The 24,493-nt window shown below is 61.1% G+C and carries 28 protein-coding genes and 1 tRNA gene; 10 read left to right on the top strand and 19 right to left on the bottom strand.

Annotation, left to right across the window (positions count from 1 at the left end; translation table 11 throughout):
* Nucleotides 1-135 precede the first annotated feature (135 nt).
* Nucleotides 136-1,938 (top strand): NACHT domain-containing protein, encoded by a 1,803-nt coding sequence (locus ACIP0B_RS07530; RefSeq protein WP_400830895.1) that lies wholly within the window; start codon nt 136-138, stop codon nt 1,936-1,938.
* Between the two features lie 916 nt (nt 1,939-2,854).
* Nucleotides 2,855-2,941, top strand: a tRNA-Leu gene (locus ACIP0B_RS07525).
* Between the two features lie 129 nt (nt 2,942-3,070).
* Here ACIP0B_RS07525 and ACIP0B_RS07520 read toward each other — a convergent pair.
* Both ACIP0B_RS07520 and ACIP0B_RS07515 read right to left on the bottom strand, forming a co-directional pair.
* Complete coding sequence (locus tag ACIP0B_RS07520) at nt 3,071-3,271, bottom strand: hypothetical protein (protein WP_400830893.1); 201 nt, start codon at nt 3,269-3,271, stop codon at nt 3,071-3,073.
* A gap of 141 nt (nt 3,272-3,412) precedes the next feature.
* Complete coding sequence (locus ACIP0B_RS07515) at nt 3,413-3,841, bottom strand: RDD family protein (RefSeq protein ID WP_400830892.1); 429 nt, start codon at nt 3,839-3,841, stop codon at nt 3,413-3,415.
* A 286-nt stretch (nt 3,842-4,127) separates the two neighbouring features.
* Between ACIP0B_RS07515 and ACIP0B_RS07510 the strand changes: the two genes are divergently transcribed.
* Complete coding sequence (locus ACIP0B_RS07510; RefSeq protein ID WP_400830890.1) at nt 4,128-4,568, top strand: GNAT family N-acetyltransferase; 441 nt, start codon at nt 4,128-4,130, stop codon at nt 4,566-4,568.
* Nucleotides 4,569-4,572: 4 nt separating this feature from the next.
* Here the strand turns inward: ACIP0B_RS07510 and ACIP0B_RS07505 are convergent, their stop codons facing one another.
* The 9 genes from ACIP0B_RS07505 to ACIP0B_RS07465 form a co-directional block, all read right to left on the bottom strand.
* Complete coding sequence (locus tag ACIP0B_RS07505) at nt 4,573-5,202, bottom strand: LysE family translocator (protein WP_400830889.1); 630 nt, start codon at nt 5,200-5,202, stop codon at nt 4,573-4,575.
* A gap of 125 nt (nt 5,203-5,327) precedes the next feature.
* A complete protein-coding gene (locus ACIP0B_RS07500) occupies nt 5,328-5,558 on the bottom strand; it encodes a hypothetical protein (RefSeq protein ID WP_085583945.1) in 231 nt (76 codons plus the stop codon).
* A gap of 148 nt (nt 5,559-5,706) precedes the next feature.
* Nucleotides 5,707-5,925: a hypothetical protein gene (locus ACIP0B_RS07495; protein WP_400830888.1), complete on the bottom strand. Its 219-nt coding sequence runs from the start codon at nt 5,923-5,925 to the stop codon at nt 5,707-5,709.
* Nucleotides 5,926-6,016: 91 nt separating this feature from the next.
* Entirely contained in the window at nt 6,017-7,051 is a 1,035-nt protein-coding gene (locus ACIP0B_RS07490; protein ID WP_400830887.1) for a DNA topoisomerase IB, read from the bottom strand.
* A 67-nt stretch (nt 7,052-7,118) separates the two neighbouring features.
* The gene (gene modC, locus ACIP0B_RS07485; protein ID WP_400830885.1) at nt 7,119-8,198 is read right to left on the bottom strand and encodes a molybdenum ABC transporter ATP-binding protein; all 1,080 of its coding nucleotides are present in this window, start codon (nt 8,196-8,198) and stop codon (nt 7,119-7,121) included.
* Nucleotides 8,199-8,201: 3 nt separating this feature from the next.
* Entirely contained in the window at nt 8,202-8,882 is a 681-nt protein-coding gene (modB, locus tag ACIP0B_RS07480) for a molybdate ABC transporter permease subunit (RefSeq protein ID WP_400830884.1), read from the bottom strand.
* Nucleotides 8,883-9,650 (bottom strand): molybdate ABC transporter substrate-binding protein, encoded by a 768-nt coding sequence (modA, locus tag ACIP0B_RS07475; RefSeq protein WP_400830882.1) that lies wholly within the window; start codon nt 9,648-9,650, stop codon nt 8,883-8,885.
* Between the two features lie 166 nt (nt 9,651-9,816).
* Nucleotides 9,817-10,881, bottom strand: coding sequence for an NAD(P)H-dependent flavin oxidoreductase (locus ACIP0B_RS07470; protein WP_400830881.1), 1,065 nt, complete (start codon nt 10,879-10,881; stop codon nt 9,817-9,819).
* Nucleotides 10,882-10,976: 95 nt separating this feature from the next.
* The gene (locus tag ACIP0B_RS07465) at nt 10,977-13,421 is read right to left on the bottom strand and encodes an autotransporter (protein WP_400830880.1); all 2,445 of its coding nucleotides are present in this window, start codon (nt 13,419-13,421) and stop codon (nt 10,977-10,979) included.
* 176 nt (nt 13,422-13,597) lie between these two features.
* Here ACIP0B_RS07465 and ACIP0B_RS07460 point away from each other — a divergent pair, with 176 nt between their 5' ends.
* Together ACIP0B_RS07460 and ACIP0B_RS07455 are read left to right on the top strand one after the other, a co-directional pair.
* Complete coding sequence (locus tag ACIP0B_RS07460; RefSeq protein WP_400830878.1) at nt 13,598-14,581, top strand: MDR family oxidoreductase; 984 nt, start codon at nt 13,598-13,600, stop codon at nt 14,579-14,581.
* Between the two features lie 62 nt (nt 14,582-14,643).
* Nucleotides 14,644-15,102 (top strand): GyrI-like domain-containing protein, encoded by a 459-nt coding sequence (locus tag ACIP0B_RS07455; RefSeq protein ID WP_400830877.1) that lies wholly within the window; start codon nt 14,644-14,646, stop codon nt 15,100-15,102.
* Here ACIP0B_RS07455 and ada read toward each other — a convergent pair.
* The 5 genes from ada to ACIP0B_RS07430 form a co-directional block, all read right to left on the bottom strand.
* A complete protein-coding gene (gene ada / locus ACIP0B_RS07450; RefSeq protein WP_400830876.1) occupies nt 15,099-16,166 on the bottom strand; it encodes a bifunctional DNA-binding transcriptional regulator/O6-methylguanine-DNA methyltransferase Ada in 1,068 nt (355 codons plus the stop codon). The genes ACIP0B_RS07455 and ada overlap by 4 nt on opposite strands.
* Nucleotides 16,167-16,253: 87 nt before the next feature.
* Nucleotides 16,254-16,916 carry a DNA oxidative demethylase AlkB gene (gene alkB / locus ACIP0B_RS07445; protein ID WP_400830971.1) on the bottom strand — a complete coding sequence of 221 codons (663 nt, stop codon included), beginning with the start codon at nt 16,914-16,916 and terminating at the stop codon, nt 16,254-16,256.
* A 5-nt stretch (nt 16,917-16,921) separates the two neighbouring features.
* Entirely contained in the window at nt 16,922-17,638 is a 717-nt protein-coding gene (locus tag ACIP0B_RS07440; RefSeq protein ID WP_400830874.1) for a 2OG-Fe(II) oxygenase, read from the bottom strand.
* A 92-nt stretch (nt 17,639-17,730) separates the two neighbouring features.
* Entirely contained in the window at nt 17,731-17,901 is a 171-nt protein-coding gene (locus ACIP0B_RS07435) for a hypothetical protein (protein WP_400830873.1), read from the bottom strand.
* A 35-nt stretch (nt 17,902-17,936) separates the two neighbouring features.
* Entirely contained in the window at nt 17,937-18,239 is a 303-nt protein-coding gene (locus ACIP0B_RS07430) for a DUF1883 domain-containing protein (RefSeq protein WP_065260500.1), read from the bottom strand.
* A gap of 211 nt (nt 18,240-18,450) precedes the next feature.
* Here ACIP0B_RS07430 and ACIP0B_RS07425 point away from each other — a divergent pair, with 211 nt between their 5' ends.
* Entirely contained in the window at nt 18,451-18,807 is a 357-nt protein-coding gene (locus ACIP0B_RS07425; protein ID WP_400830970.1) for a hypothetical protein, read from the top strand.
* Between the two features lie 71 nt (nt 18,808-18,878).
* A complete protein-coding gene (locus ACIP0B_RS07420) occupies nt 18,879-19,109 on the top strand; it encodes a hypothetical protein (protein WP_400830872.1) in 231 nt (76 codons plus the stop codon).
* Between the two features lie 2 nt (nt 19,110-19,111).
* Here the strand turns inward: ACIP0B_RS07420 and ACIP0B_RS07415 are convergent, their stop codons facing one another.
* Nucleotides 19,112-19,402: a hypothetical protein gene (locus tag ACIP0B_RS07415; RefSeq protein WP_400830871.1), complete on the bottom strand. Its 291-nt coding sequence runs from the start codon at nt 19,400-19,402 to the stop codon at nt 19,112-19,114.
* Nucleotides 19,403-19,543: 141 nt separating this feature from the next.
* Nucleotides 19,544-19,732 carry a hypothetical protein gene (locus tag ACIP0B_RS07410; RefSeq protein ID WP_400830870.1) on the bottom strand — a complete coding sequence of 63 codons (189 nt, stop codon included), beginning with the start codon at nt 19,730-19,732 and terminating at the stop codon, nt 19,544-19,546.
* Nucleotides 19,733-19,969: 237 nt separating this feature from the next.
* Here ACIP0B_RS07410 and galU point away from each other — a divergent pair, with 237 nt between their 5' ends.
* Together galU and gorA are read left to right on the top strand one after the other, a co-directional pair.
* Nucleotides 19,970-20,809, top strand: a complete 840-nt coding sequence (gene galU / locus ACIP0B_RS07405) for a UTP--glucose-1-phosphate uridylyltransferase GalU (RefSeq protein ID WP_085583911.1) — start codon at nt 19,970-19,972, stop codon at nt 20,807-20,809.
* A 130-nt stretch (nt 20,810-20,939) separates the two neighbouring features.
* Complete coding sequence (gene gorA, locus ACIP0B_RS07400) at nt 20,940-22,298, top strand: glutathione-disulfide reductase (RefSeq protein WP_400830868.1); 1,359 nt, start codon at nt 20,940-20,942, stop codon at nt 22,296-22,298.
* Here the strand turns inward: gorA and ACIP0B_RS07395 are convergent.
* Entirely contained in the window at nt 22,295-23,311 is a 1,017-nt protein-coding gene (locus ACIP0B_RS07395) for a DNA-binding protein (RefSeq protein ID WP_400830867.1), read from the bottom strand. The genes gorA and ACIP0B_RS07395 overlap by 4 nt on opposite strands.
* A 178-nt stretch (nt 23,312-23,489) precedes the next feature.
* Between ACIP0B_RS07395 and ACIP0B_RS07390 the strand changes: the two genes are divergently transcribed.
* Nucleotides 23,490-24,428: a site-specific integrase gene (locus ACIP0B_RS07390; RefSeq protein ID WP_400830865.1), complete on the top strand. Its 939-nt coding sequence runs from the start codon at nt 23,490-23,492 to the stop codon at nt 24,426-24,428.
* Nucleotides 24,429-24,493: the final 65 nt, after the last annotated feature.

Raw genomic sequence — 24,493 nt, 5'->3', positions numbered from 1 at the left:
TGAGTTTGGAGCGGGTCGTTGAGTAATTATGATGGATCATCTGCTGACGGGTTGAAGCAACGCTTGAGAGGTTGGTATTCAAAGGTTTGAAGGCGTTATGCTTTGATGTGTGTAATATTTTCATAAGGAGTGGGTATGTCTTCAGAGTTGGATATAAATAAAATTGTTCCTGAGTTGGTAAAGCAGTTTGGAGCGCCAATATTTTCTGGGGCTAAGGCGCTTTCAAAATCCGTAGTAGACAAACTTAAAGTAAATTTAGATGTGTGTTTCACTAAATATATTTTAAATCATTATGATAGGTATTCAAAAACGAAAACTCTCTTGTATAGAGGGGAGCCGGTTCCTTTACGAGATTTTTACGTCCGTACGGATCTTTTAAGTGGGGCTAAAGAGGTGCTTTCTGAGTCAAAAGTTTTAGATCTTATAGAGGTAAAGCAGCGGATTATAATTAATGGTAGTGCGGGGTCGGGTAAGTCTACATTTTGTAAGAGTATCTTTATGGACTTGATCGAGCGCCCGCGAGGTGTTTTTCCTGTATTTATAGAGCTTCGACATCTCAACTCCATTCCCGAAACTTCAGTCCTTGTTTACTTGTGCAGTATGTTGGCTGATTTTGAGTCGGGATTCTCCTTGGAGCAACTTGAAGGGTCGATGAAGCTAGGTAAGGTTTTATTGATTTTTGATGGGTTTGATGAGTTGGCCCTAGATAAAAGGGATAAATTTGAAGCTGAGCTTTTAAATATATCCAATAAATATATTAATGTTATGATTCTTGTATCTAGTAGGCCAGATGGTCGTTTTTCATCATGGGAGGCCTTTTACCAATATGATATGCGTCCTTTAGACTTAAAGAAGGCGAAGTCTCTGGTAGGTAAATTAAATTATGATGTGGAAATAAAGAAGAAATTTTTGCAGGAATTAGAGCTTTCGTTGTTTGAGAGGCATAGAAGTTTTGCGGAAAATCCTTTGTTGCTTACCATGATGTTGTTAACTTATGAACAGTTCGCCGAGATCCCTAATAAGATTCATTTGTTTTACGAGCAAGCTTTCCAGACACTCTTCAATAAGCATGACTCGTTGAAAAGTCTATTCAAAAGAAAGTCTTTTACTGGTTTGCCGATTGATGATTTTAAAAAAGTTTTGTCTGCGTTTTGTGCTCTAAGCTATGCGGAGAAGAAATACGCATTTGACAATGCAAACGCTGTTTCCTATGTGTCAAAGGCTGTGAAGTTAAGCGGCGTCAGTACATCTGAAAAAGATTTTCTCAATGATTTACTTGATAATATCTGTATCATGCAGCGTGATGGGCTAAATATAGCTTTCACACACAGGTCATTCCAAGAGTACTTTACGGCACTTTTTTTGGTGGACTTTTCAGGTAGTCGAAAGTTTGAATTGATTCAAAAGATTGCATTTTCAAATCAGAGAGATGATGTAATTCCGATGGTGTTTGATATTAATAAAGGAATGCTTGAGGAGGCTTGGTTAATTCCTGCTCTCACATCTCTTTTTGAACAGTATGATCCTGCACCTAAAAGCGATCTTGGGCGAGTTAAACTATTAGCGGCATTGTATAATGGAGTTTGTTCTTTTGATAATGAAGGAAGCAAAGATGTTGCGTTTTTAGGTAATGCTGAACTTAATATTAATGAGGCTCTCGTTGATGTCGTCCTGCGTTTGTACGACATTCAGCCGCGATATTCAACGAAAAAAGTTGAAAAAGATCAGGCTTTGGCCCGGCGATTAGACGAATTCGATGGCGAATTGGGATTGGATGATATTGACAGTTTTGATCCGGAGTTGCTTAAGCTTATTGCTGAGTCAGGTCTTGCTGATTTTTGTGTGAGAGAGTTTTCGGCTGTTAATGGGGAGTTTAAAAAAATGAAAAAGCGCCGTTCAGCAAAGCAAGATGACGTAAGTTCTTTGTTTTTCGATTGATGGTAAACTAAAAAGTTCGGTTGGGTGTTGGTGCTAAAGATCAAAGAACCTCCATCGAGCCGGACCGAATATTGCCAACTCGATCTGGGCGGGCAGGCTAGTTCAAAGGGAAGGCGACTGAGGCTTGCACCAAACTCCCTCAAAATGAGAGTGAGTTCTGACAGTGTCGGTAGTGTCTGGATGGGAGCTGAAAATGACTGCTTAAAAATTGCTACAGAGTGCAAGGCAAGAGGCGGAATTCTTTGAAAAAAAATATTACTGGTACGTAACTGGTACAGGTCTTTGTGGGTGGTAGATGGGCCTTTATTTATGGGGATTTGACGAATTACCTGTCCGATCCATCATCGTACAGACCAGATCTGGGCGGGTACGTCGTAGCCGATCATGGGGGGCTATACCGCCTAAGTACCCAAAAAGCATCTCCTTGATCATCCTGATACGTTTCGGCGGACCATGCGGCCACCACTCAAGCTAGAAGGCGCAGTCTCTGATCGGGCTCATGCGAATTCATGGGCAGCTTTCAAGCGACCTGGCAGCTGACACGCCTGGTTGTGTTGGGTGCGAAAAGGTGTTCCGCAACGGCAATTGCCACTGCGCAGGAGCGCGCTTTGTAGCGCGACACAAATCAGTAGCTTGCGGAACGCATTTTGTGCTAACCTATTGATCTACATGGCTTTGTGGCGTGGATTGCAAATCCACCTACGCCGGTTCGATTCCGACCTCGGCCTCCACTTTAAATGAGCTCCGTAGATCCATGATTTACGGAGCTTTTTTATTTTCAGCGCTGGCAACATTCAGTCCTGAAAACGGCGTTTGCCAACTTGCTTCAAAGGGGAGTGATGTATATATTTCCCCCTCTGTTGCCCCCGCGCTCATCCAGACGGATGGGGGAAGGGCAAGGCAACACCGCGCTACCGCCCGAATGGCGAAACTGGTAGACGCATGGGACTTAAAATCCCCCGCTCGTAAGGGCGTGCCGGTTCGATTCCGGCTTCGGGCACCATCTAAAATCAAGGGTTTGCGGGCGAAAGCTGATGCAAACCCTTGTTCGTTTCCGGCTCGCCATTTTGACAGCGGTTCGCAATTTGCCTTTGTAGCGGCTGATGTTGAACGGGAAAGAGAGAGGTGGAACCTAACTCCAGCGAACGTCGAGTTCTGAAATTTGCTGCTGCAACTGCTCTATGCGCTCAAACCAAGAATCGAAACCGTTTGAGTCGCCTTGCACCAGGAACAGGTAATAACCTCCCGTTTGCCCTTCGCGGTCATCCTGAATCTCTACCCTCCAGCCGGCGTATTCGCCCGTTAAAACTGTTCCAGTTCGAATGATCCGCATGTACTGGCTTGAATCCTTTGATTGTCTGTTTACTGACCGCGACAGGCCATTGCACGCCGTTGGCTGATGGGAGAGCAAGGGCAGCTCAGGCAGAGAGACTCGTGGAGCCGAGGAACGCCCGGACTCATCCGGGCTTCTCATTTACTCAATCCGGTAGTCGCGAATTGCGGTCTGTATCTGGGCCAAGTCTTTGGTCGGGATCACATACGTCCTGGCGAGCATATCGCCGACCCGCTGGCACCGATCGGAATGGGTGAGGATAAAGAGTGTGATGATCCCCAAGAGCGCTTCTATGTGCCGGGTGATGCCCCGAATCAGCGCCTGGATAAAAGTCGGTGGATCGCCGGCGCCATTGATCACGGCTATTCGGAAGACAAACTTACCCGGCGTCTTGCCGCTCCAGCGCCATTCGGCAAGCGCAAAGTAGAGCAAGTACACGGCCGTTTGAAAAATCCATCCAAAGTAAAGATCGACCAGGTTCATTCCGTGAAGGGTGATGACTATTGCGCTCATGTCGACGATGTAGGCACCCATTCGTCGCATCATCAGGGATGTTCTGGCTACTTCCATGAATAAATCGTTCCGATGCTTTTCAAGGATCCTGATCATTGGCGAAATGCCTGAGACAGGACAGGGGATGTGTTGCGTGGAGGCGTAATGCTACTGCCTATGGATCCTGTATTTCCACTGACCGTACATCCGCGCGGCTTGGCGAGAGGTTTAGGCGCCTGCCTGCGCGCTCTCTTGATCGTTGCCGGAGTGCACTGGGTTATCTTTCATGGGGCATCAGGGAGAGGCGTGTGAGGGTTGAGTCCGCCTTTTGCATCTTGGTACATCTGACCGGAGGGAAACGATCATGAGCTGGCGGATCAGGCAGGCCGTCTTGAGCGATCTGGAGGGGTTGTTCCGTATCGATCCAATGGCGGCAAACGATGCCGGCCGCCGTGAATGGATCGAAAGGGCGGTGGGTTCATTCGAGTGCTGGGTTGCCTGTGAGGCCGCCGACGAAAGCGCTTTGGTCGGCTTCGGCTGCTTGAGCAGGCAGTTCTTCGGGCAATGGTTCATTGCTCTGGTGATGGTTTCGAGCACTCACAGGCGCTGCGGTGTGGGGCAGCAAATCGTGACCCATTTGGAGCGCGTCACCTGCGCAGGGAAAATCTTTACCTCCACCAACGCCTCAAACGGGCCCATGCGGCAATTGCTGACCCGGCTTGGGTATCAAGCGAGCGGCATCGTAGAGAACCTGGACCTGGATGACCCTGAACTGATTTTTGTGAAGTTCTTGAGTTCGTCCTGAAGGGTTAAGCCGGGCGACCGAGCAGCAACAGGCGCGCCGCAAGGGCGGTCATGACTGCCGCAAAGCCATAGCTTCCCAGGCGCTTCGAAAGCCGGCCGGCGGACAGGCGCCCGTGAAAGTGACCGGCGCCACAGGCGAGCAGGGCGTGGAAAACCAGCGCGATCAGCGCCAGCAGCACACCAAGGAACATCAACTGCAAGGTGATGTTGGCGCCCGACGGGCTGACGAACTGCGGCAGGAACACCATGAAGAACAGCAGCGCCTTGGGGTTCAGCAGGCTGTTGAGCGTGGCCTGGGCGAACACCTTGCGCAGCGATGCCTGCGTCGCTTGCGCTTCGCCTTCGGCAGGGGCCGTCTTCAGGGCCTGCCAAGCCAACCACAGCAGATAACAGGCGCCGCCCCAGCGCAGCAAGTCAAAGGCGGGTGTCCAGCTCATCACCAGTGCACCGAGCCCGGCGCTGACCGCGAGGGTCATCAGCACATCGGCCAGGGTGATACCCAGCGCGGCGGCAAGGCCTGCACGCCAACCGTGGGCGAGTGCATGGCTGGTGACGATCGCCATGTTGGGGCCGGGAACGATCAGCAACAACAGCGCGGCAGCGATGAACAGGTAGAGATTGGCGGCGTCCGGCATCGGTCGGGCTTCCTTTGAGGGAAGCGCTCATGCTAACCGGTGGTTACCGCAGACAAGCAGGTACAGTGGGCATGCAATGCGCCGCAACAGTCAGGCATCCACGAACCGCAGTGTGAGCTGCCGGATCATCTGAACCGTGGCAGTGGCCGGTCGACAGGCTTGAGGGCGGACAGGGTGCTGCGGATCAGCGGCGTGTCCTTCTCGATGTCGTTCAGGCGATCACGGATGCGCAGGGCGGTGGGATGGCCGCCTTGATGGTCGACCCAGTCGGCGATCTCCTTGCAGGCCGCCGCCAGGCGAGCCTGCCGTGCGTCGAGCAGGGTGAGGAGGGTGGTGATGGACTCTTTTTCGGACATGGAGCACCTCCGTTCATGAAACCGCCGTACCGGAGCGGAAAAGGCAAAGCAGCAAAAAGCCCGCGACACGCGAGCTCTCTGCCATGGGGCGCCGCTCCTTCAGCTGGTTTCAGTATAGACCCGCAAACGAACCGCATCAGCCGCAGTTCTATCGGGCCGGTAACGGCGAGCTGACTTCGTTGAGCCGGCGGCATTCGCGCCGGGCGTCTTCCTCAAGGTCGTAGCCGTCGCCGATGAATCCGCCGGTGCGCGTGTCGCAGATGCGGAACCAGCCGATGGCCTCGGCGGGTTCGTGCAGGCTTTCCCCGGCGCGCCGACCGTGGATGATGATCCGGTTGCAGCGCTTGACGATGAAAATGCTTTCCATGGCGTCACCACAGCGAATTCGTGTCAGATCAACTATAGAACCCTGTGCCGAACGTGCAAAAAACGGACAGGCCGCTTCGTCGGCCAGTGGTTCAAACCACCTCCGTCACGCCTTCGCGCTCCAGGAACATCGCCAGTGCGACCTCTTCGGCGCGCAGGCCCTTGCGCACCCGCGGGCGCGGCAGCCCGGTCAGTTCGCCGAGCATGAACCGCTCGATCAGCGCCGGGTGGATGTAGCACTTGCGGCACACCGCCGGCGTGTTGCCCAGCGCGCGGGCGACGTGCTTGATCATGTCCATCACCTGGTGCTTCGCTTCGGTTTCGGACGCCCACCGCTGCTCCTGCAGAATCGCCAGCGCCAGGGCGCTGCCGGCCCAGGTGCGGTAGTCCTTGGCGGTGAAGTCGGCGCCGGTGAGGGCTTGCAGGCAGGCATTGATGTCGGAGGACGTGACGGTGTGCCGCTCCCCGTTTTCGTCCAGGTACTGGAACAGGTCTTGTCCCGGAAGCTCCAGGCAGCGCCGGATGATCCGCGCCAGGCGCCGGTCCCTGACGGTGATCCGGTGCTCGATGCCGCTCTTGCCGCGGAACTGGAACAGGATCGCGCTGCCGTTGACCTCGACATGCCGGTTGCGCAGGGTGGTGAGCCCGAACGAACGGTTGGCTCGGGCATACTGCGCATTGCCGACGCGGATCAGCGTGGTGTCCAGCAGCGTGATCACCGTGGCCATGACCTTGTCGCGGCTGAAACCGGGCGGCAGCAGCATGGCTTCCAGCCGTTTGCGCAGTTTCGGCAGCGCCAGGCCGAACTCGCGCAGCCGGGCGTACTTGTCGGCATCGCGCACTTCGCGCCAACGCGGATGGTAGCGGTACTGCTTGCGGCCCCGGGCATCGCGTCCGGTGGCTTGTAGGTGGCCGTGGGCGTCAGGGCAGATCCACACATCCAGGTAGGCCGGCGGCACCGCCAGGGCATTGATGCGCAGAATTTCGTCCGCGTCTGTGATGCGCCGGCCTGCGGGGTCGAAGTAGCGGAAAGTGCCGCGCACCTGCTTGCGGGTGATGCCGGGCCCGCTGTCATCGACGTAATGCAGGCCGGGCGGCAGGGGTTCGGTGTGGGGGGTGTCGGCCATGTCGGACGTCCTGGAATCGGGCTGTTATGCCGATTGACCGCGCGCGCCGGCCGACGTGCCGAGCGATTTACGCCAGCACGGCCACCGCCTTGATCTGCGCCCAGAGCCGCTGGCCTTGGTGTACGCCGAGATGATCCCGGGAGTACCGGGTGATGCGCGCCAGCAGCGGCGTGCCGCCGGCATCCAGGCGGATCAGGACGTGTGCCGCGTTATCTCCGGCCAGTTCGCTCACCACCGTGACCGGCAACCGGTTGAGGATGCTGCTGTGTTCCGGCTCGAGCAGCGAGAGGCTGATGTCCCGTGCCTGCACCTTGCAGCGCAGCGGCTGGCCGATATCCATCGGCGCATGGGGCACACGGATGTTCATCAAGGTGTCCGGCAATTGCAGGCTGAGCAATTGGTAGTCGGCGTCGTAGGCGCTGACGCGGCCCTCGATCACCACGCCGGCATCGTCGCCCTGGGCCAGCGGCAGGTCGAGGCGGGCCAGGGTTTCGCCGATGGGGCCGCTGGCCAGCGCCTGGCCGTTGCTCAGCAGCACCAGATGGTCGGCCAGCCGTGCGACTTCATCCTGGGCGTGGCTGACGTACAGCACCGGAATGTCCAGTTCGTCGTGCAGGCGTTGCAGGTAAGGCAGGATCTCGTTCTTGCGCTGGCTGTCGAGGGCGGCCAAAGGCTCGTCCATCAGCAGCAGCTTCGGGCTGGTCAGCAGCGCCCGGGCGATGCCGACGCGCTGGCGTTCGCCGCCGGACAGGTTCTGCGGATGCCGGTCCAGCAAGTGGCCGATCCCCAGCAGTTCGGTGGCTTGCCCCAGGTCGACCCGGCGCTCTCGCCGGGCGATGCGCTTGAGGCCGAACTGCAGATTGGCCAGCACCGACAGGTGGGGAAACAGGCTGGCCTCCTGGAACACGTAGCCCAGCGCCCGTTTGTGCGGGGGCACGAACAGGCCTTTGTCGCTGTCCTGCCAGACTTCGTCGTTGATCCGGATGAAGGCTTTTTCGGCTCGCTCAAGGCCCGCGATGCAGCGCAGGCAAGTGGTCTTGCCTGAGCCGGACTGGCCGAACAGCGCCGTCACGCCGCGGCCGGGCAAATGCAGGTCGACGTCCAGGCTGAAGCCGGAATAGGAGAGGGTCAAGCGCGCGTCGATCATCCGTCAGTTCCAGCCGGCGCGGGTCTTGCGGCTGGAATAGAGCGCCAGCAACACCAAAAACGAAAACACCAGCATGGCCCCGGCCAGCCAATGGGCCTGTGCATATTCCATGGCCTCGACGTGGTCGTAGATCTGCACCGAGACCACGCGGGTCTTGTCGGGAATGTTGCCGCCGATCATCAGCACCACGCCGAATTCGCCGACGGTGTGGGCAAACCCGAGGATCGCGGCGGTGATGAAGCCGGGGCGGGCCAGCGGCAGGATCACGCTGAAGAACGTGTCCCAGGGATTGGCGCGCAACGTCGCGGCCACTTCCAGCGGGCGGGTGCCGATGGCGGAGAAAGCGTTCTGCAGCGGCTGCACCACGAACGGCATGGAATACAGCACTGAGCCGACCACAAGGCCGGTGAAACTGAACGTCAGGGTGCCGAACCCCAGCCATTGGGTGAACTGGCCGATGAACCCGTTGGGGCCCAGCGCCAGCAGCAGGTAGAAGCCAATGACGGTCGGCGGCAGCACCAGGGGCAGGGCCACCACCGCACCGACGGGGCCGCGCAGCCAGGAGCGGCTGCGCGACAACCACAGGGCAATCGGAGTGCCGACCACCAGCAAGATCGCGGTGGTCAGGGACGCCAGCTTCAGGGTCAGCCAGATCGCCGCGAAATCGGCACTCGAAAGCGACATTTACAGCTGATATCCGTAGGACTTGATCACCGCAGCGGCTTTCGGGCCTTTGAGGTAATCCACCAGGGCCTTGGCGGCGGCGCTGTCCTTGCCTTTGTTCAGGATCACCGCGTCCTGCTTGATCGGATCATGCAGGCTGGCCGGAACGATCCATGCCGAACCGCTGCTGACCTTGCCGTCCTTGTAGATCTGCGACAGGGCGACAAAGCCCAGCTCGGCGTTGCCGGTGGACACGAACTGATAGGCCTGGGTGATGTTCTGGCCTTCGACGATCTTGGCTTTGGTGGCGTCGGTCAGTTTCAGCTTGTCCAGCACCTGGGTGGCGGCCAGGCCGTAAGGCGCGGCTTTCGGGTTGGCGATGGACAGGTGCTGGTACTCGTTCTTCTTCAGGACGTCACCCTTGGCGTCGACATAACCTTCCTTGGCCGACCACAGCGCCAGGGTGCCGATGGCGTAGGTGAAGCGCGAGCCCTTGACCGTGTCGCCTTCCTTTTCGAGCTTTTCCGGCGTGGTGTCGTCGGCGGACAGGAACACTTCGAACGGCGCGCCGTTCTTGATCTGGGTGTAGAACTGGCCGGTCGCGCCGTAGGCGGCCACCAGTTTGTGCCCGGTGTCCTTCTCGAAATCGGCGGCGATGGCCTGGATCGGCGCGGTGAAGTTCGCTGCGACAGCCACTTGCACTTCATCGGCCTGGGCGGCGCCCACGGTGAAGACGGCGATCAGGGAAGCCAGGCAAGCGGGGGCAAAACGTGAGGCACGAATGGTCATGTAACAGCTCCGTGGTTGGCGTGTGCAGTGGGCAGTTGTTGTTGGAGGCGGACTGCGCCGATGCGAGGGGGGATTCGCTATATAGGCGACTATATAGCGAAACGCCTTCAAACGGAAAGCGTGATTCGGTGCCGGGCGAAGGGACCGAGCTTTCGCCCGGCCGGGATCATCGGCCCGTCAGTTTCGCCAATGCGCCTTCGGCCAACTGCCGGGTCAGCTCTGCGGTGCCGATGTCGCGCCCGAGCGTGAACGCCTGGCCGGCCCAGAGGTTGCTGAACTCCGCCTCGGCCTTGGCCCGCAGCGGCATCAGCGCACCGCCGGCCAGCGGAAATGCCGGCGCCTTGGCCGACATCGGGCCCACTTCGCGCATCACCCGGTTGAGGATGCCCCGCGCCGGGCGGCCGGTGAACAGGTTGGTGATCGCGGTCTCGCTTTCCTTGGCGGTGCGCAAGGCCTTGTGGTGCGAGGCGCTGATCTTCGCCTCCGGCGTGAACAGATAGGCGGTGCCGACCTGCGCCGCCGATGCGCCCAGCATGAAGGCGGCGGCAACGCCCCGCGCGTCGGCAATCGCGCCGGCGGCGATCACCGGCACGTTCACCGCGTCCACCACCTGCGGCACGAGGGCAAAGGTGCCGACCTGGCTGCTCAGGTCATCGCTGAGGAACATCCCGCGATGGCCGCCGGCCTCGTAGCCCATGGCGATGATCGCGTCGCAGCCGTTCTGTTCGAGCCAGACAGCCTCATCGACCGTGGTGGCCGACGACAGGATCTTCGCACCGGTGGCCTTGACCCGATCCAGCAGCGTTTTCTCCGGCAGGCCGAAGTGGAAGCTCACCACTTCAGGCTTGAACTCTTCCAGTACCTCGCACGCTGCCGCATCAAAGGGCGCGCGGTTGGACACCGGGGTCGGTGCATCGAAATCGACGCCCAGCTCGCGGTAGTAGGGCTCAAGCAGGTTTTTCCAGTCCCGGGCGCGCTGCTCGTCGGGGGCCGGCGGCTGGTGGCAGAAGAAGTTGACGTTGAACGGCTTCGACGTGCCCTGGCGGATGTTTCTCAGCTCTTCACGCAACTGATCGATGCTCAGCATTGCGGCGGGCATCGAACCGAGGCCGCCGGCATTGCAGGCGGCGATCACCATGGAAGCGTTCGTGGCGCCGGCCATCGGGCCCTGAATGATCGGCAATTCAATGCCGAAGAGGTCAAGAATGCGGGTGTCTAGCCATTGGCTCATGGAAAGGGTTCTCCGAACGACAAAACGGGCAGGGACGGCAGAGCCGGTTTTGTACCAGCAAAACCGGCTGCAAGGCCAGCCGGGATTTGCGGTCCTCAGCGTCGGTGGAACCCGCCGCCACCGAACGAACGGTTCATCACCCGCGAAGAATCGTGGAATTCGTTCAGGCGCTGATTGCCGAAGTTGCGGGCGGCGGACTCGCGGTTGAGGTTCTGCAGTTGCGCCGTGTTGTTGACCGGTGCGCGGGTGGCGCCGCCCTTGACCATCGATTGCCAGCCGTCGTCGGTTTTCTTGTAGACATTGCCGTCGTGCCCGGCATACACGTTGTCGCCGATGCGCGCGGCGCCGCCGTCGCGCCCGCGGATCCCGCCGTACTGGGTGGTGTTGCCGGTGTTGGGGTTGTACACGGCGCCGCGGCTGGCCGTGACCTGGGAGCCGGTGCGGGCATTGCCCGCCGTGACCCGCTGCCCGGCGATGGCGCCGCCTTCGGGGCCGACTGCCGCGCCGCTGCGCCCGGCGGCGTAGTTGCCGGTGTAGACGTTGTGCACCGCGCCGCGCTGGCCTGCCGCCGAGACGCCGGTGCGCGAGTTGTAGGAGGCCCCGACCTGTCCGGCCCAGCGGTTGCCGGTCCAGGCGTTGTAGCCGGCGCCATAACGGCTCACCGTCGCCCGGTCGCCCCATTGCCTATAGATATTGCCGGTGGTGCCTGCCCAACCGCCCGGGCCCCAGGCAACGGCGCCGCCGCGGTAGCCGTAGGCGGCGCCGCCCCAGGCCAGCGGCGCCGGATACAGGTGCGGGCCCCAGGCATAACCCCAGCCGTAGTTGCCCCACCACGGATAGGCGCCCCAGCCCCAGCCCATCGCCACGGTGCTGCCGCCCCAGCTCCAGCCGAAGCCGAAACCGAAGGTCCAGCCGGTCCACGGCGTGTAGCGGATGGCGACGCCGAAGCCGTACGTCACCGGCGGCCCGTACCACACGCTGCCGACCCAGGGCGTGTACGGATACCCGGTGCCGTAGACCACCACGCCGGTGGCCGGATCCAGCGTGGAACCCTGGTAGCCGGGGGTGTAGCCGACCACCACGGTGTCGCCGCTCGATTCATAGACTTTGACGTAGGTGAGGTAGTGCATGGGCGAGCTGGGCGGAATCGAATAGATCACCGCCGGCACCGACCCTGCGACCGTCCACGGTCCGCTGACGCTTGTGGCGGTGAACCAGATGCCGTTCTCCACGGCGTACCAGCTGTTGGCGTCGACCCGAATGATCGGTGTGGCGCTGTTGACCACATACTGCAGCGAGGTGCCGGTGATGGCCTTGAGCTGAGGTTCGCCGTCGAAGGCGGGGGCGGTCATCTTCACCGCGCTTTTCTTGATCGCCGACGTCTGCGGGATGGTCGCGGCGATGGCCGCTTCCTTGGCCTGCGGCGTGCCGGCCACCGAGGCTTTGACGTTTTCTTTCGGGCTGTCGTCGGGGATGTTGGCGAAGTCCGCCGGCAGCTTGTCGGCGGGGGTGAAGGTCCACGGCCCGTTCATGTCGGCGGCGCGGAACCAGCGTCCGGAAATCAGCACGTAGCTGTTCTGGTCACCGATCTCCTTGAAGATGTGCCCGGTGGTGTTGCTGACATACAGCAGGCTCGTGCCCTGGATCGGCTGCCACTGCGCGGCGCCGTCGGTGACGATCAGTTCGGTCGGCTGGGTCGCGATGAAGATTTTCGGCTGCGGCGGCTTGGCCAGGCTCGGCACCTTGTCCTTGGGATCGCCTTGGCCGGTGAGCAGATCCACCTGGCGGCTGTCGATCGCGGCTTTCTTGGCCTTCTCCAGGTCGGCAGGCGGCGAGGCCAGGCGTGAATAGTCGCCGTTCAACCGATCGGCGGCCATCCAGCCGTCGAACACATGCAGGTAGTGCTTGCCCTGGCCGTCCTTGAGCAGCAGCGGCCGGGTGTTGATCACCCGTTGCAGCCCGGTGCCGTCCACCGGCCGGTAGGCCGGTTCGCCGTCGATGTACACCAGCAGCGCCGGGACGTCCGAACTGAGGATGGCGGGCGGGGTGTTCTCCAGCGGCGCGGCGTCGGCCTTCTGCTCGGCGGCGAGCACCCCGACAGCGGCCTCCAGTTGATCGAGGGATATGGTTTTCTTGCGGTTGGCGGCATCCTTCTGCAGCGCCGCGACCCAGGTGTCGGCCTGGCCCGCATCGGACGGGAAGTCGGCCTTGATGATGTTGTACTGGTCGAGGGCGACCCAGCGGGTGGCCTTGTCCACCAGCGTGTGGGCGCTGAACTGGACGATGCCGTAGATCGATTTGCCGTCGGCGCCGGTGGCTTCGACTGCGGCGCGGGCCTTGAGGGTGTAGCCGTCCCAGCTGTCGAGCTGCGGCTGATAGACCGTCAGCTTGGCGTTGCCGCTGGTGATGACCTGCGGCCATGTCGGCTCGCCGGTTGCCGTGTCCGCGCCTTTGGTCGCGGGAGCCGGCGCGGCCCAAGCGCTGCCCAAGGTAAACAGGCACAGCATGAGACAGGCGAGAAACCAACGGGGACGGGTCATTGTCAGCTCCATCGACATGAGGCCTTCGGGGGTGAAGGGATCGTCGGAAAGCATAGTCGCCTGCACTGGAATCACCCGGTGGATTAGCCAATTGGCGGATAGTCGTGTGTGGCAATGTGTTGCGGTGTGGTATTTCAATGCCACGACACCCCGAGTTCCTTCCCTGTGAGGCAGTCATGTTCAACGGCATTCTGATCGACAAAGACGACAGCGGTTACCGCGCCAGCCTGCAATCCCTCAGCGACGGGCAACTGCCTGAAGGCAATGTGACCGTGCGCGTGGCGTACAGCACGCTGAACTTCAAGGACGGGCTGGCGATCACCGGCAGCAGTCCGGTGGTGCGCCAGTTCCCGATGGTGCCGGGGATCGATCTGGCGGGCACCGTGGAGGCCAGTTCGCACCCGGACTACAAGGTCGGCGACCCGGTGCTGCTCAATGGCTGGGGCGTTGGCGAAAGCCATTGGGGCGGCCTGGCGCAGAAGGCGCGGCTCAACGGCGATTGGCTGATTCCGCTGCCGAAGGCGTTTTCCGCGGCGCAGGCCATGGCCATCGGCACCGCCGGCTACACGGCCATGCTGTGCATCATGGCACTGGAACGCAACGGCGTGACGCCGGACCAGGGCGAAGTGCTGGTGACGGGCGCCAACGGCGGCGTCGGCAGTTTTGCCATCGCCTTGCTGAGCAGGCTCGGGTATCGCGTGGTGGCGTCCACCGGTCGCGTTTCCGAGCACCAATACCTCAAGCAACTGGGGGCGAGCGACATCATCGACCGGGCGACCCTGTCCGAACCGGGCAGGCCGCTGGCCAAGGAGCGCTGGGCCGGGGTGATCGATTCGGTCGGCAGCCACACCTTGGCCAATGCCTGTGCCGCTACCCGCGCGGAAGGCACGGTCGCCGCCTGCGGGCTGGCCCAGGGCATGGATTTCCCGGCCACGGTCGCACCGTTCATCCTGCGCGGCGTGACGCTGGCCGGGATCAACAGCGTGACCCAACCCAAGGCCCGGCGGATCGAGGCATGGGATCGTCTGGCCAGGGATCTGGATTTTGCCCTGTTGCCGCTGATCAGCCACGAAATCGCCTTGAGCGAAGCCATCGACGCTGCGCCGAAACTGCTGGCCGGCCAGTTGCGCGGGCGGGTTGTGGTGGACGTCAATCGCTGACACAGTAAGCGCCATCACGGCCCTCTGGGGCCGTTCTTCGAATACACGGAGCGGCGCTTTCGATGGAACTCAAACAACTGCATGTCGATGGTTTCACGGTGGCCGGATTGCGGGTGCGCACCACCAATCACGCCGAGCATGCCGGGCACACGGCGAAGATCGGCCCGATGTGGGGCCGGTTCTTCCAGGAAGGCCTGGCTGAGGCCATTCCCGGCAGGCTGACCGAGTCGCCGGTCTACGGCGTGTACTCGGCTTATGAGTCGGATGCGTCCGGGGCGTTCGATGTGACGGCGGGCGTCGCGGTCGCCGATCCACGGGGCGACTTCGAATCGGTGCGGGTCGAGAGCGGCGAATACCTGGTGTTCGAAGGGCAGGGCGCGTTGCCCGATGCCGTCATCGCGACGTGGGGACGGATCTGGCGTTACTTCGAAGCGAACCCTCAGATCAAGCGGCGCTACGCCACCGACTTCGAGGCCTATACCGGCCCCGAATCGGTTGCGGTCTACATCGGCGTCCGTTAAGTCCGGGTCTCGCGCTCAAGCAACGCGCGCTTGCGCTCCACACCCCAACGGTAGCCCGACAGGTTGCCGTCGCTGCGCACCACGCGATGGCAGGGAATGGCCACCGCCAGGCTGTTGGCGCCGCACGCCTGAGCCACGGCGCGAACAGCCTTGGGCGCGCCGATGCGCAATGCGATGTCGGCGTAGCTGGCGGTGCTGCCCGGCGGTATCTCCCGCAGCGCCTGCCAGACCCGCTCCTGGAACGCCGTGCCGCGCACATCCAGCGGCAGGTCGAGGCCCAGCGCCGGGGCTTCGATGAGGCCCACGACTCTGGCGATCAATTGCTCGAATCCGCCGTCCGCGCCGATCAGGTTGGCCTGGCGGAACTTGTCCTGCAGATCGCACACCAGTTGGTGCGGGTCGTCTCCCAGCAGAATCGCGCAGACCCCCCGTTCGCTCTGCGCCACCAGAATCGCCCCGAGCGAGCATTGGCCGACGGCGAAGCGGATGTCGTTGTTCTTGCCCGCTGCACGGTAATCGCCAGGCGTCATGCCCAGCATGTGGTCGGCGGTCTCATAAAAGCGGCTGTTGGAATTGAATCCGGCGCCGTAGAGCGCATCGGTGACCGAACCGCCGTCCGCCAACCGCGCCCGGACCTTGCGCGAGCGGTGGGCAGCGCCGTAACCCTTGGGCGTCAGGCCGGTGACGGCCTTGAACACACGGTGGAAGTGGAACGGACTCAGTCCGGCGGCCTCCGCCAGTTCATTGAGCGGCGGGAGGTCTTCGGCCGCCTCGATCTGCCGGCAAGCCGCCGCCACCTTTTGCGCATGCTGGGCGGCCACGTCGCTCTGATCCTTTCCCGCCCGCTTGCTGGGGCGATAGCCCGCCGCTTCGGCCTCTTGCGCGTTGTCGAAGAATTCGACGTTCTGCGGCTTGGGCAGGCGTGCCAGGCTGCTGGGGCGGCAGTAGACGCCGGTGGTTTTCACGGCATACACGAACTGCCCGTCCGCCCGGGGATCGCGGGCGAGGACGGCAGCCCAGCGTGGATCGTCTTCAATGTTCGGTTGGGTTGAAAGCGTCTTCATGATGGTTCGTCCGTTGACCTGTTTGATTCAGGTTAACCAGCCCCGCCGGCGGCAACACTCCGGGCCTTGCGGTCAAACTCTGCGCGATTATCCGGCGCAGCGGAAGGTCAGGTTCAGCCGTTGCTCGCCCAGGCAAGGGTGATGGCCGGGCTTGATCGGCAGCACGCCGTGGTAGCGCAGCCGGTCGACGCCGCCCCAGATCACCATGTCGCCGTGCAGCAGCGGGATCCGTCGGCTTGTGTCGGCGCGGGCAAAGCCGCCGAACAGAAAGGTTGCCGGCAGCCCGAGCGAGAGGGAGACGATGGGTGCGGCGTAGTCCTTTTCGTCTTTGTCCTGGTGCAATGACATCTTGGCGCCGGGGATATAGCGGTTGATCAGGCAGGAATCAGGCGTGAATCCGGCAAATCCTGCCTCTGCCGCCGCCGCTTGCGCCAAGTCGTGGAACGCCGCCGGCATCGCCGGCCAGGGCTGTCCGCTTAGCGGATCCACAGATGAGTAGCGGTAGCCGCTGCGGTCGGTGATCCAGCCCAGCGCGCCGCAGCTGCTGGTGGCCACCGACATGCTGAAGCCGCCGGGCGTCATCATGTGGCGCAGTGGCGCATCCTTGAGGATCCTGTCCAGCGCGGGGAGCAACCGATCGACGCAAGGCAGGGCGAACCCCCGCAGCAACCACGACTGCTCGCCGATTTGCTCGGTGCGCGGCGGTTGCGGTTCGGTGTCGGCGAACAGGTCGAGGGTGGTCGGTTGCATGGCCGTCATGTCGCGTCGTGAAAGATGATTCCAAGAGTATGCCGTTTGCCGCTGTGCAGGCGACTGACGCCGTGACGCAAGGTCACCCGATAGTCGCCGCGCACGCCTTTGACCGGTCTCTGGTTGACGGCGAAGATCAGGGCGTCGCCTTGCTTAAGGTCCATGACCTGCGGGCGGGACTGCATGCGCGGGCGCTGTTCGGTGAGAACGAATTCGCCGCCGGTGAAGTCCTGCCCCGGCTCCGACAGAAGAATCGCCACCTGCAACGGAAACACATGCTCGCCGTACAGATCCTGGTGCAGGCAGTTGTAGTCCTGCGGGCCGTATTGCAGCAAGAGCGGTGTAGGACGGCATTGTCCGGCGGCATGGCAGCGTTCCAGGAACTGCGCATGATCGCCGGGGAAGCGTTCCTCCAGTCCCATCCGCTCGTACCAGCGGTTGGCCAACGGCACGAGGCGCGGATAGAGCGCGCTTCGCAGGCGTTCGACCAATGGTGGCAGCGGGTAGCCGAAGTATTTGTATTCGCCGCGGCCGAAACCGTGGCGCGCCATGATGACCTGCGAGCGGAACGGTTCGGATTGCGGGTAGAGCGCACTCAGGCGGTCGCAGGTTTCCGGGCGCAACAGGTTGCGGATGATGGCGCAGCCGTCTTGATCCAGCTGCCGCTCCAGCTCGAACCAGTCGAGCGAATCCAGCGGGGAAGGGGTGGGCGAATTCGACATTCCGGCTCCTTGACGCAGATCGAAGCGGTCAGTCTGGGCGGATGCCCGTCTCGCGGCACTCCGCTGCTTGCGGTCGAATGTCCGCCCGCGCCTTACAGCGCCTTGCTGACGCTGACGTCGCTGATCACGTCGCCGCTTTGCCCGTGCAGGGCCTCCAGCGCTGCCTTCGCTTCATCCTGCGTGCCTTTTTCGAGTTGCGCGAACTCGAAGCGACGTTCGCCGTTGAGCTTGTACTTGATGACGTATTTGGTCGTTTGGGCCACGGGAGTCTTTACCTGTCTGCGTATGAGAGGGCGGCTCAGCTGAGCTTGGAGCTGGAGCGGCGGATGATCTTGATCGAATGGGTCAGGTTCGGCTTGCGCGTCACGCTGATCGCCCGGCGGCTGACGGTGTCGATGGTGATGTTCCAGAAACCGGTGCTTGGCGCGGTGATGCGTGCCGGAAACTTGTCGAAGGCGCCGCCGTGATAGGTGTGACGGCCGCCGTTCTTGAAGCTGCGGAAGTTGGCGTCGTTCATCAGGCGGATGTTGCAGGTCTGCGAACACTGGATGACGACGATGTCGTCTTCGTTGAGGTGCTCGCGCTGGTGAATGAATTTCATGGGCGCCTCCAGAAGGGCTTTTTCTGCTAAATCAAAACGATAGCATGGGCTGTGGGCGCAGTTTATCAGCCCGCACGGGTTATTATCCCGCCGTCGGGCGCTGCTTTGACAATTTAAAACGGATTTTCGCGATGCAATGCGCGATAAACGCAACAGGCCCCGGAGAAAAATGGCGTTCACGCTGTCGGAGGGGCTTTATTGGAGGTTTTGTATGAAGTGGGGTGTGGTTTGGTTGCCGGCGATATTGGCAATGAGCGGTTGCGCGAGCGTTTCGGAGATCGACGCAACGCTGCCGACCATGAACGTGATTTCCGGCAAGAAGCCCCAAGAGTACGCTCAATGCCTGTCGGAAAAGCTGGCGGACAGCCGCGGCGCCTTGCAGGTCGAACCCCATAAGGACGGCGTGCGGGTGATCGTTCCCGGCAAGTTGTCCTCAGGCCCTGCGGCTGTGTTCGACATCGACGAGCGCTCCGGCGGCAGCAGCATCAAGCTGCATGAGCGCATGTCCAATGTCCCGGTGCGTCCCCGGGATGTGCGCAATGCCGCCAACGCCTGCATCTCGGGCTGATAGACTGCCGGCAGTCGGCATCGGAGCCGTCAAAGTCACCTTTGGCGGCTTTGTCATTTCTGGAGTGAGGCATGAAGCGAGAGCAAGTGCGGGAACGGCATGCAGAGGGCCTGATCTCTGCCACCCATGTGATCCAGAACCCGGCGAACCTGGGGGAATGGATTGTGTTTTTCAAGAAGAGCGGCGGGCGCAGCTATTTTCTGGTGGACGGCAACGATGAGGTCGAATCCTTCAGCCGGCTCGACGACCTGATCGACGTCGTGCGCGGGCTGGGGATCAAGTTCGCCGAAATCCACCTGTAGGCTTACTTGCAGACCACCACGACGCTTCGGCTCTTGTAGTTGCCGACATCGAGTCCCAGCGTCTTGTCGCTGTCTTGCGCGGACGGTGTGCCGTCGGTGCCGACGATGCGGTAACCGGTGCCGGCGCAGGAGTCATCGGCCTTCTCGTAGCAACTGGCCCAGGAGTTGGCCTCGCCGGAGCAGTCGATGCTCAGGGCCTGTTCGCCGTCGTCCAGGTAAGCGGGCTGCGACGAGGCGCAGCCGGCCAGGATCAATGTTGCCAGCAGCGGCACTGTTCTGAAGAGGGCGGTCATGACAGTTTCATCCTCGAAGGGAAAGGGGGCCAGACGCTCTGACAGCGCGGGCGTGGAAAGGTTATAGCGATTGGCCATTTCCCGGTGGTGCGACACAAAAAAGCCCTGCGCATCGGCAGGGCTTGGCGGCTTTGACGCCGATCAGTCCTGATCGTCGCCGCGACGTTTTGGGCCTGGCGGGGTGTCTTCAAACACCGAGGCCACTTCGACCGCCATCGCTTCGGTGGGCAGCGGCCCGACGACCTGCTCGCCCTTGGCGTTGCTGATCCACCACTGGCCGTCTTTCGCCTTGCTGACCAAGTACCCGTTGATGTTCTTTGCTGCGGCCATCTATCTGCCTCGTCGGCTGGTTCAAAGGCGCCATGATAACGGCAAATGCGAGGGCCGGGGCGGTGCGTCGGGATATTTGAGCTACGCTGTCTGCGCGGTCTCGAAGCGGCTATGGAACTAACGGCCGGAATATTTCTCTATGTTGGCATCGGTTAGCCAGTGCGGGGCATTGTAAGGTGCACGCCGCCTGATTAGACTGCGCCGAAACTCGTACACACAGCCCTTTCAAGGACTTATATGATCAAGAAATGCTTGTTCCCAGCAGCCGGTTACGGTACTCGCTTCCTGCCAGCGACTAAAGCCATGCCCAAGGAAATGCTGCCGGTGGTAAACAAGCCACTGATCCAGTACGGCGTCGAAGAGGCCCTGGAAGCCGGCCTGACTGAAATCTCCATCGTCACCGGTCGCGGCAAGCGCGCCCTGGAAGACCACTTCGACATCAGCTACGAGCTGGAAAACCAGATCAAAGGCACCGACAAGGAAAAATACCTGGTCGGCATCCGCCGCCTGCTGGACGAGTGCTCTTTCTCGTACACCCGTCAGACCGAGATGAAAGGCCTGGGTCACGCGATCCTCACCGGCCGTCCGCTGATCGGCGACGAGCCGTTCGCCGTGGTGCTGGCGGACGACCTGTGCGTCAACCTCGAAGACGACGGCGTGCTGACCCAGATGGTCAAGCTGTACAAGCAGTTCCGCTGCTCCATCGTTGCGATTCAAGAGGTCGATCCTCAGGAAACCAACAAGTACGGCGTGATCGCCGGTGAGATGATCCGCGACGACATCTATCGCGTGCACAGCATGGTTGAAAAGCCGAAGCCGGAAGATGCGCCGTCGAACCTGGCGATCATCGGTCGCTACATCCTGACCCCGGACATCTTCGACCTGATCGAGCAGACCGAGCCAGGCAAGGGCGGCGAGATCCAGATCACCGACGCCCTGATGAAACAGGCCCAGAACGGCTGCGTCATGGCCTACAAGTTCAAGGGCAAGCGTTTCGACTGCGGCGGCGCCGAAGGCTACATCGAGGCGACCAACTTCTGCTTCGAGAACTTCTACAAGACCGGCAAGGCTTACTGATAAGCGACCGCTGCGTCAGCACGGAAAAACCACCTTCGGGTGGTTTTTTCATTTTTCGGCCCCATTTGGATGGCAGCGCTTGCCCAATGAACGGCTGCGGGTATGCTGGTGAGCTGTCAAGGAGAGAGATATGGCCTACGATTTTGACCTTTATGTGATCGGCGCCGGTTCCGGCGGTGTGCGGGCTGCGCGCTTTGCGGCGGGGTTCGGCGCGAAAGTCGCGGTGGCCGAGAGCCGCTACCTGGGCGGCACCTGCGTCAACGTCGGCTGCGTGCCGAAAAAGCTGCTGGTCTATGGCGCGCATTTCGCCGAAGACTTCGAGCAGTCGGCCGGGTTCGGCTGGAATCTGGGCGAGGCCGACTTTGATTGGGCGACGCTGATCGCCAACAAGGACCGTGAGATCAATCGCCTGAACGGCATTTACCGCAATTTGCTGGTCAACAGCGGCGTGACCTTGCATGAAGGTCACGCGAAGATCGTCGATCCGCATCAGGTCGAGGTCAACGGTGAACGCTTCACGGCGAAGCACATCCTCATCGCCACCGGCGGCTGGCCGCAGGTTCCGGAGATTCCGGGGCGCGAGCATGCGATCAGCTCCAACGAGGCCTTCTTCCTCAAGGCACTGCCGAAGCGGGTGCTGGTGGTGGGCGGTGGCTACATCGCGGTCGAGTTCGCCGGCATTTTCCACGGTCTCGGTGCGGACACGACGTTGCTGTACCGCGGCGACCTGTTCCTGCGCGGTTTCGACGGTTCGGTGCGCAAGCACTTGCAGGAAGAGTTGACCAAGCGCGGGATGGATCTGCAGTTCAATGCCGACATCGAGCGGATCGAAAAGCAGTCCGACGGCAGCCTGAAGGCGACCCTCAAGGATGGCCGCGTCCTGGAGGCCGATTGCGTGTTCTACGCAACAGGGCGGCGTCCGATGCTGGACAACCTGGGGCTGGAAAACACCGGCGTCACGCTGGATGGCAAGGGCTTCGTCAAGGTCGATGAGCTGTTCCAGACCAGCGAGCCATCGATTCTCGCCCTGGGCGACGTGATCGGCCGGGTGCAACTGACGCCTGTGGCGTTGGCCGAGGGCATGGCGGTGGCGCGGCGTCTGTTCAAGCCTGAGCAATACCGTCCGGTGGATTACAAGATGATCCCGACGGCGGTGTTCAGCCTGCCGAACATCGGCACCGTCGGCCTGACGGAAGAGGAGGCGAGGGCTGCGGGGCATGACGTGGTGATCTTCGAAAGCCGCTTCCGCCCGATGAAGCTGACCCTGACCGACTGCCAGGAGCGCACGCTGATGAAGCTGGTGGTCGACGGCAAGACCGACAAGGTGCTGGGGTGCCATATGGTCGGGCCGGACGCCGGCGAGATCGTTCAGGGACTGGCCATCGCCCTGAAGGCCGGCGCCACCAAGCGCGACTTCGACGACACCATCGGGGTTCACCCGACGGCGGCCGAAGAGTTTGTCACCATGCGTTCGCCGGTCGGCGCTTAAGCGCCTTTCGGTTTGGCTGCGTCTGCCGCTGCCGCCACGGTGGCGGCCAGACGCAAGCTGTCCTCCAGGCTGGCCTGTGCCTTGGTCAGTTCCTTTTCCAGTCCCAGATTGAGTTGCGCCTGTTCGTCGAGGCTTTGCTTGAGCGTCTGGCTTTCGAGGGTCGCGACGCGCAGGCGTTCCTGGAGGAGAGTGCGTTCGCTGTCGGCGCGGGTGGCCTGCTCGAACAATTGGTCCTGGCGCTGATTGCTGTGCTTGAGCTGATCCTGCAGCAGGCCGAGCTCGCGCACCGATCCGCGGTTTTCGGTCAGCAGGCGTTCGTTGTCGCGGTGCAGTTGGGTGATTTCGTCCTGGCGCACCAGCGCGCTTTGCTGGGCTTGGCGCAATTCCATCTGCAACTGCTGCACTTGCCCTTCGTGGCGGCTCTGCTCCTGTTCGCGCTGTTCCTTGATGGCGTTGCGGTAGTGCTCAAGCGCATCGCGGGCGTGCAGGTGCTTCTCTTCCAGCGAACGGATCTGCTCGTCCTTGTCCTTCAGGCGCAACTCAAAATCCGCCAGCGCCTGGTTCAGGCCGGCATTGCGGGTCTGTTCCGTCTGAAGCATCGACCGGGTGTCGGTCAGCGCTTCGGATTCGCGGGAGAGTGCGGCACTCTGGATTTCGTGTTGCTGCTCCAGCTGGGTGAGCGCCTGGCGCGTCTGATTCAGCTCGGTCTCCAGCGCCTGGCGCTGTTCTTCGAATGCCTCGCGGGCCTGTTCGATCGGTTCCTGCGCCTGTTCTTTCAGGCGTTGCGCCAGTCGCGCAACGAGTGCGGTCAGTTCGTCGTCGATGGGTTCCGATGGCACTTCGACCGGTTCCCGGCCGTCATCCAGCTCCTTCAGATAACGATGGATCGTGGTTTTTGAGCCGGTATTGCCCATTTCGATGCGTACTGCATCGATGCTCGGGTGTTCTCCGCGGGCCAGAATCGCCTGCCGCGCCGCTTTAACCAATGCCTTGTTGATGCCGCCACGGGCCATGAATGAACCTGCCTTTACGTACTGTGGTACATGCCACAAAAATGGCAGTGTACCACACCAATAAAAATCTTAAATGTTTGATTCTCAAGGGGCGGGATATACTCGTATTATCCCGCGTGAAGCGCCGAATCCCGCTTTGTGCCAAGCCCGTCAGTACACCCCCGTGAGAACCCCACCCATGAGCGATCTGGATCGCTACCTGCAAGCCGCCACCCGTGACAACACCCGCCGCAGCTACCAGGCGGCCATTGCCCATTTCGAAGTGACCTGGGGCGGCTTCCTGCCGGCGACGGCGGAGAGCGTTGCGCGCTATCTCGTGGCGCATGCCGGTGTGTTGTCGATCAACACGCTGAAGCTGCGGCTCTCGGCGCTGGCGCAATGGCACAGCAGTCAGGGATTCGCCGATCCGACCAAGGCGCCGGACGTGCGCAAGACGCTCAAAGGCATCCGCGCCCTGCATCCGGCCCAGGAGAAGCAGGCCGAACCCCTGCAGCTGCAGCAGCTTGAGCAGGCCGTGGCCTGGCTGGACAGGGAGATCAAGGACGCCAGAGAGCGGCAGAACCGGCCGCAACTGCTCAAGGCATGCCGTGACCGGGCGCTGATCCTGCTCGGGTTCTGGCGCGGCTTTCGCAGCGACGAGCTATGCCGCCTGGAGATCGAGCACGTGCAGGCCCTTGCCGGCAAGGGCATCACCGTGTACCTGCCGCGCAGCAAGGGCGACCGGGAGAACCTGGGCAAGACCTTCCAGGCGCCGGCGCTGCTCAAGTTGTGCCCGGTGCAGGCGTACATCGAATGGATCACCGAAGCTGCGCTGGTGCGCGGTCCGGTGTTTCGCGGCGTAGACCGCTGGGGTCATCTGAGCGAGGAGGGGCTGCACGCCAACAGCGTGATTCCGTTGCTCCGGCAGGCGCTCAAGCGCTCCGGCCTCGATGCCGCGCATTACACCACCCATTCGCTGCGCCGCGGTTTTGCGACCTGGGCCAACCAGAGCGGCTGGGATCTCAAGTCCTTGATGAGTTACGTGGGCTGGAAGGATATGAAGTCCGCCATGCGCTATGTTGAAGCCAGCCCCTTTCAAGGGATGGCCCGGATTACGGACAAGCCGACTACGCCCTAGATATCGTTTTCTTCTATTAATACAGTCAGCTAATAGCGAAAACAAATCAGCAGCATCAGGTTTGC

Source organism: Pseudomonas sp. NPDC089534 (assembly GCF_044749305.1).
In the GTDB taxonomy this organism is placed as follows: domain Bacteria; phylum Pseudomonadota; class Gammaproteobacteria; order Pseudomonadales; family Pseudomonadaceae; genus Aquipseudomonas; species Aquipseudomonas ekonensis.
Note: the sequence above shows the minus strand (reverse complement) of the source record. Positions and strands in the feature narration are given on the sequence as shown.

Bases quoted from the DNA above. Each gene is read 5' to 3' on its own strand.
- gorA (WP_400830868.1), top strand. From the start codon at position 20,940: ATGGCCTACGATTTTGACCTTTATGTGATCGGCGCCGGTTCCGGCGGT.
- ACIP0B_RS07440 (WP_400830874.1), bottom strand. From the start codon at position 17,638: ATGTCGAATTCGCCCACCCCTTCCCCGCTGGATTCGCTCGACTGGTTC.
- ACIP0B_RS07390 (WP_400830865.1), top strand. From the start codon at position 23,490: ATGAGCGATCTGGATCGCTACCTGCAAGCCGCCACCCGTGACAACACC.
- ACIP0B_RS07460 (WP_400830878.1), top strand. From the start codon at position 13,598: ATGTTCAACGGCATTCTGATCGACAAAGACGACAGCGGTTACCGCGCC.
- ACIP0B_RS07490 (WP_400830887.1), bottom strand. From the start codon at position 7,051: ATGGCCGACACCCCCCACACCGAACCCCTGCCGCCCGGCCTGCATTAC.
- alkB (WP_400830971.1), bottom strand. From the start codon at position 16,916: ATGCAACCGACCACCCTCGACCTGTTCGCCGACACCGAACCGCAACCG.
- ACIP0B_RS07495 (WP_400830888.1), bottom strand. From the start codon at position 5,925: ATGGAAAGCATTTTCATCGTCAAGCGCTGCAACCGGATCATCATCCAC.
- ACIP0B_RS07455 (WP_400830877.1), top strand. From the start codon at position 14,644: ATGGAACTCAAACAACTGCATGTCGATGGTTTCACGGTGGCCGGATTG.
- ACIP0B_RS07520 (WP_400830893.1), bottom strand. From the start codon at position 3,271: ATGCGGATCATTCGAACTGGAACAGTTTTAACGGGCGAATACGCCGGC.
- ACIP0B_RS07515 (WP_400830892.1), bottom strand. From the start codon at position 3,841: ATGGAAGTAGCCAGAACATCCCTGATGATGCGACGAATGGGTGCCTAC.
- ACIP0B_RS07530 (WP_400830895.1), top strand. From the start codon at position 136: ATGTCTTCAGAGTTGGATATAAATAAAATTGTTCCTGAGTTGGTAAAG.
- galU (WP_085583911.1), top strand. From the start codon at position 19,970: ATGATCAAGAAATGCTTGTTCCCAGCAGCCGGTTACGGTACTCGCTTC.
- ACIP0B_RS07470 (WP_400830881.1), bottom strand. From the start codon at position 10,881: ATGAGCCAATGGCTAGACACCCGCATTCTTGACCTCTTCGGCATTGAA.
- ACIP0B_RS07510 (WP_400830890.1), top strand. From the start codon at position 4,128: ATGAGCTGGCGGATCAGGCAGGCCGTCTTGAGCGATCTGGAGGGGTTG.
- ACIP0B_RS07425 (WP_400830970.1), top strand. From the start codon at position 18,451: ATGAAGTGGGGTGTGGTTTGGTTGCCGGCGATATTGGCAATGAGCGGT.
- ada (WP_400830876.1), bottom strand. From the start codon at position 16,166: ATGAAGACGCTTTCAACCCAACCGAACATTGAAGACGATCCACGCTGG.
- modA (WP_400830882.1), bottom strand. From the start codon at position 9,650: ATGACCATTCGTGCCTCACGTTTTGCCCCCGCTTGCCTGGCTTCCCTG.
- ACIP0B_RS07410 (WP_400830870.1), bottom strand. From the start codon at position 19,732: ATGGCCGCAGCAAAGAACATCAACGGGTACTTGGTCAGCAAGGCGAAA.
- ACIP0B_RS07420 (WP_400830872.1), top strand. From the start codon at position 18,879: ATGAAGCGAGAGCAAGTGCGGGAACGGCATGCAGAGGGCCTGATCTCT.
- ACIP0B_RS07430 (WP_065260500.1), bottom strand. From the start codon at position 18,239: ATGAAATTCATTCACCAGCGCGAGCACCTCAACGAAGACGACATCGTC.
- modC (WP_400830885.1), bottom strand. From the start codon at position 8,198: ATGATCGACGCGCGCTTGACCCTCTCCTATTCCGGCTTCAGCCTGGAC.
- modB (WP_400830884.1), bottom strand. From the start codon at position 8,882: ATGTCGCTTTCGAGTGCCGATTTCGCGGCGATCTGGCTGACCCTGAAG.
- ACIP0B_RS07395 (WP_400830867.1), bottom strand. From the start codon at position 23,311: ATGGCCCGTGGCGGCATCAACAAGGCATTGGTTAAAGCGGCGCGGCAG.
- ACIP0B_RS07415 (WP_400830871.1), bottom strand. From the start codon at position 19,402: ATGACCGCCCTCTTCAGAACAGTGCCGCTGCTGGCAACATTGATCCTG.
- ACIP0B_RS07505 (WP_400830889.1), bottom strand. From the start codon at position 5,202: ATGCCGGACGCCGCCAATCTCTACCTGTTCATCGCTGCCGCGCTGTTG.
- ACIP0B_RS07500 (WP_085583945.1), bottom strand. From the start codon at position 5,558: ATGTCCGAAAAAGAGTCCATCACCACCCTCCTCACCCTGCTCGACGCA.
- ACIP0B_RS07465 (WP_400830880.1), bottom strand. From the start codon at position 13,421: ATGACCCGTCCCCGTTGGTTTCTCGCCTGTCTCATGCTGTGCCTGTTT.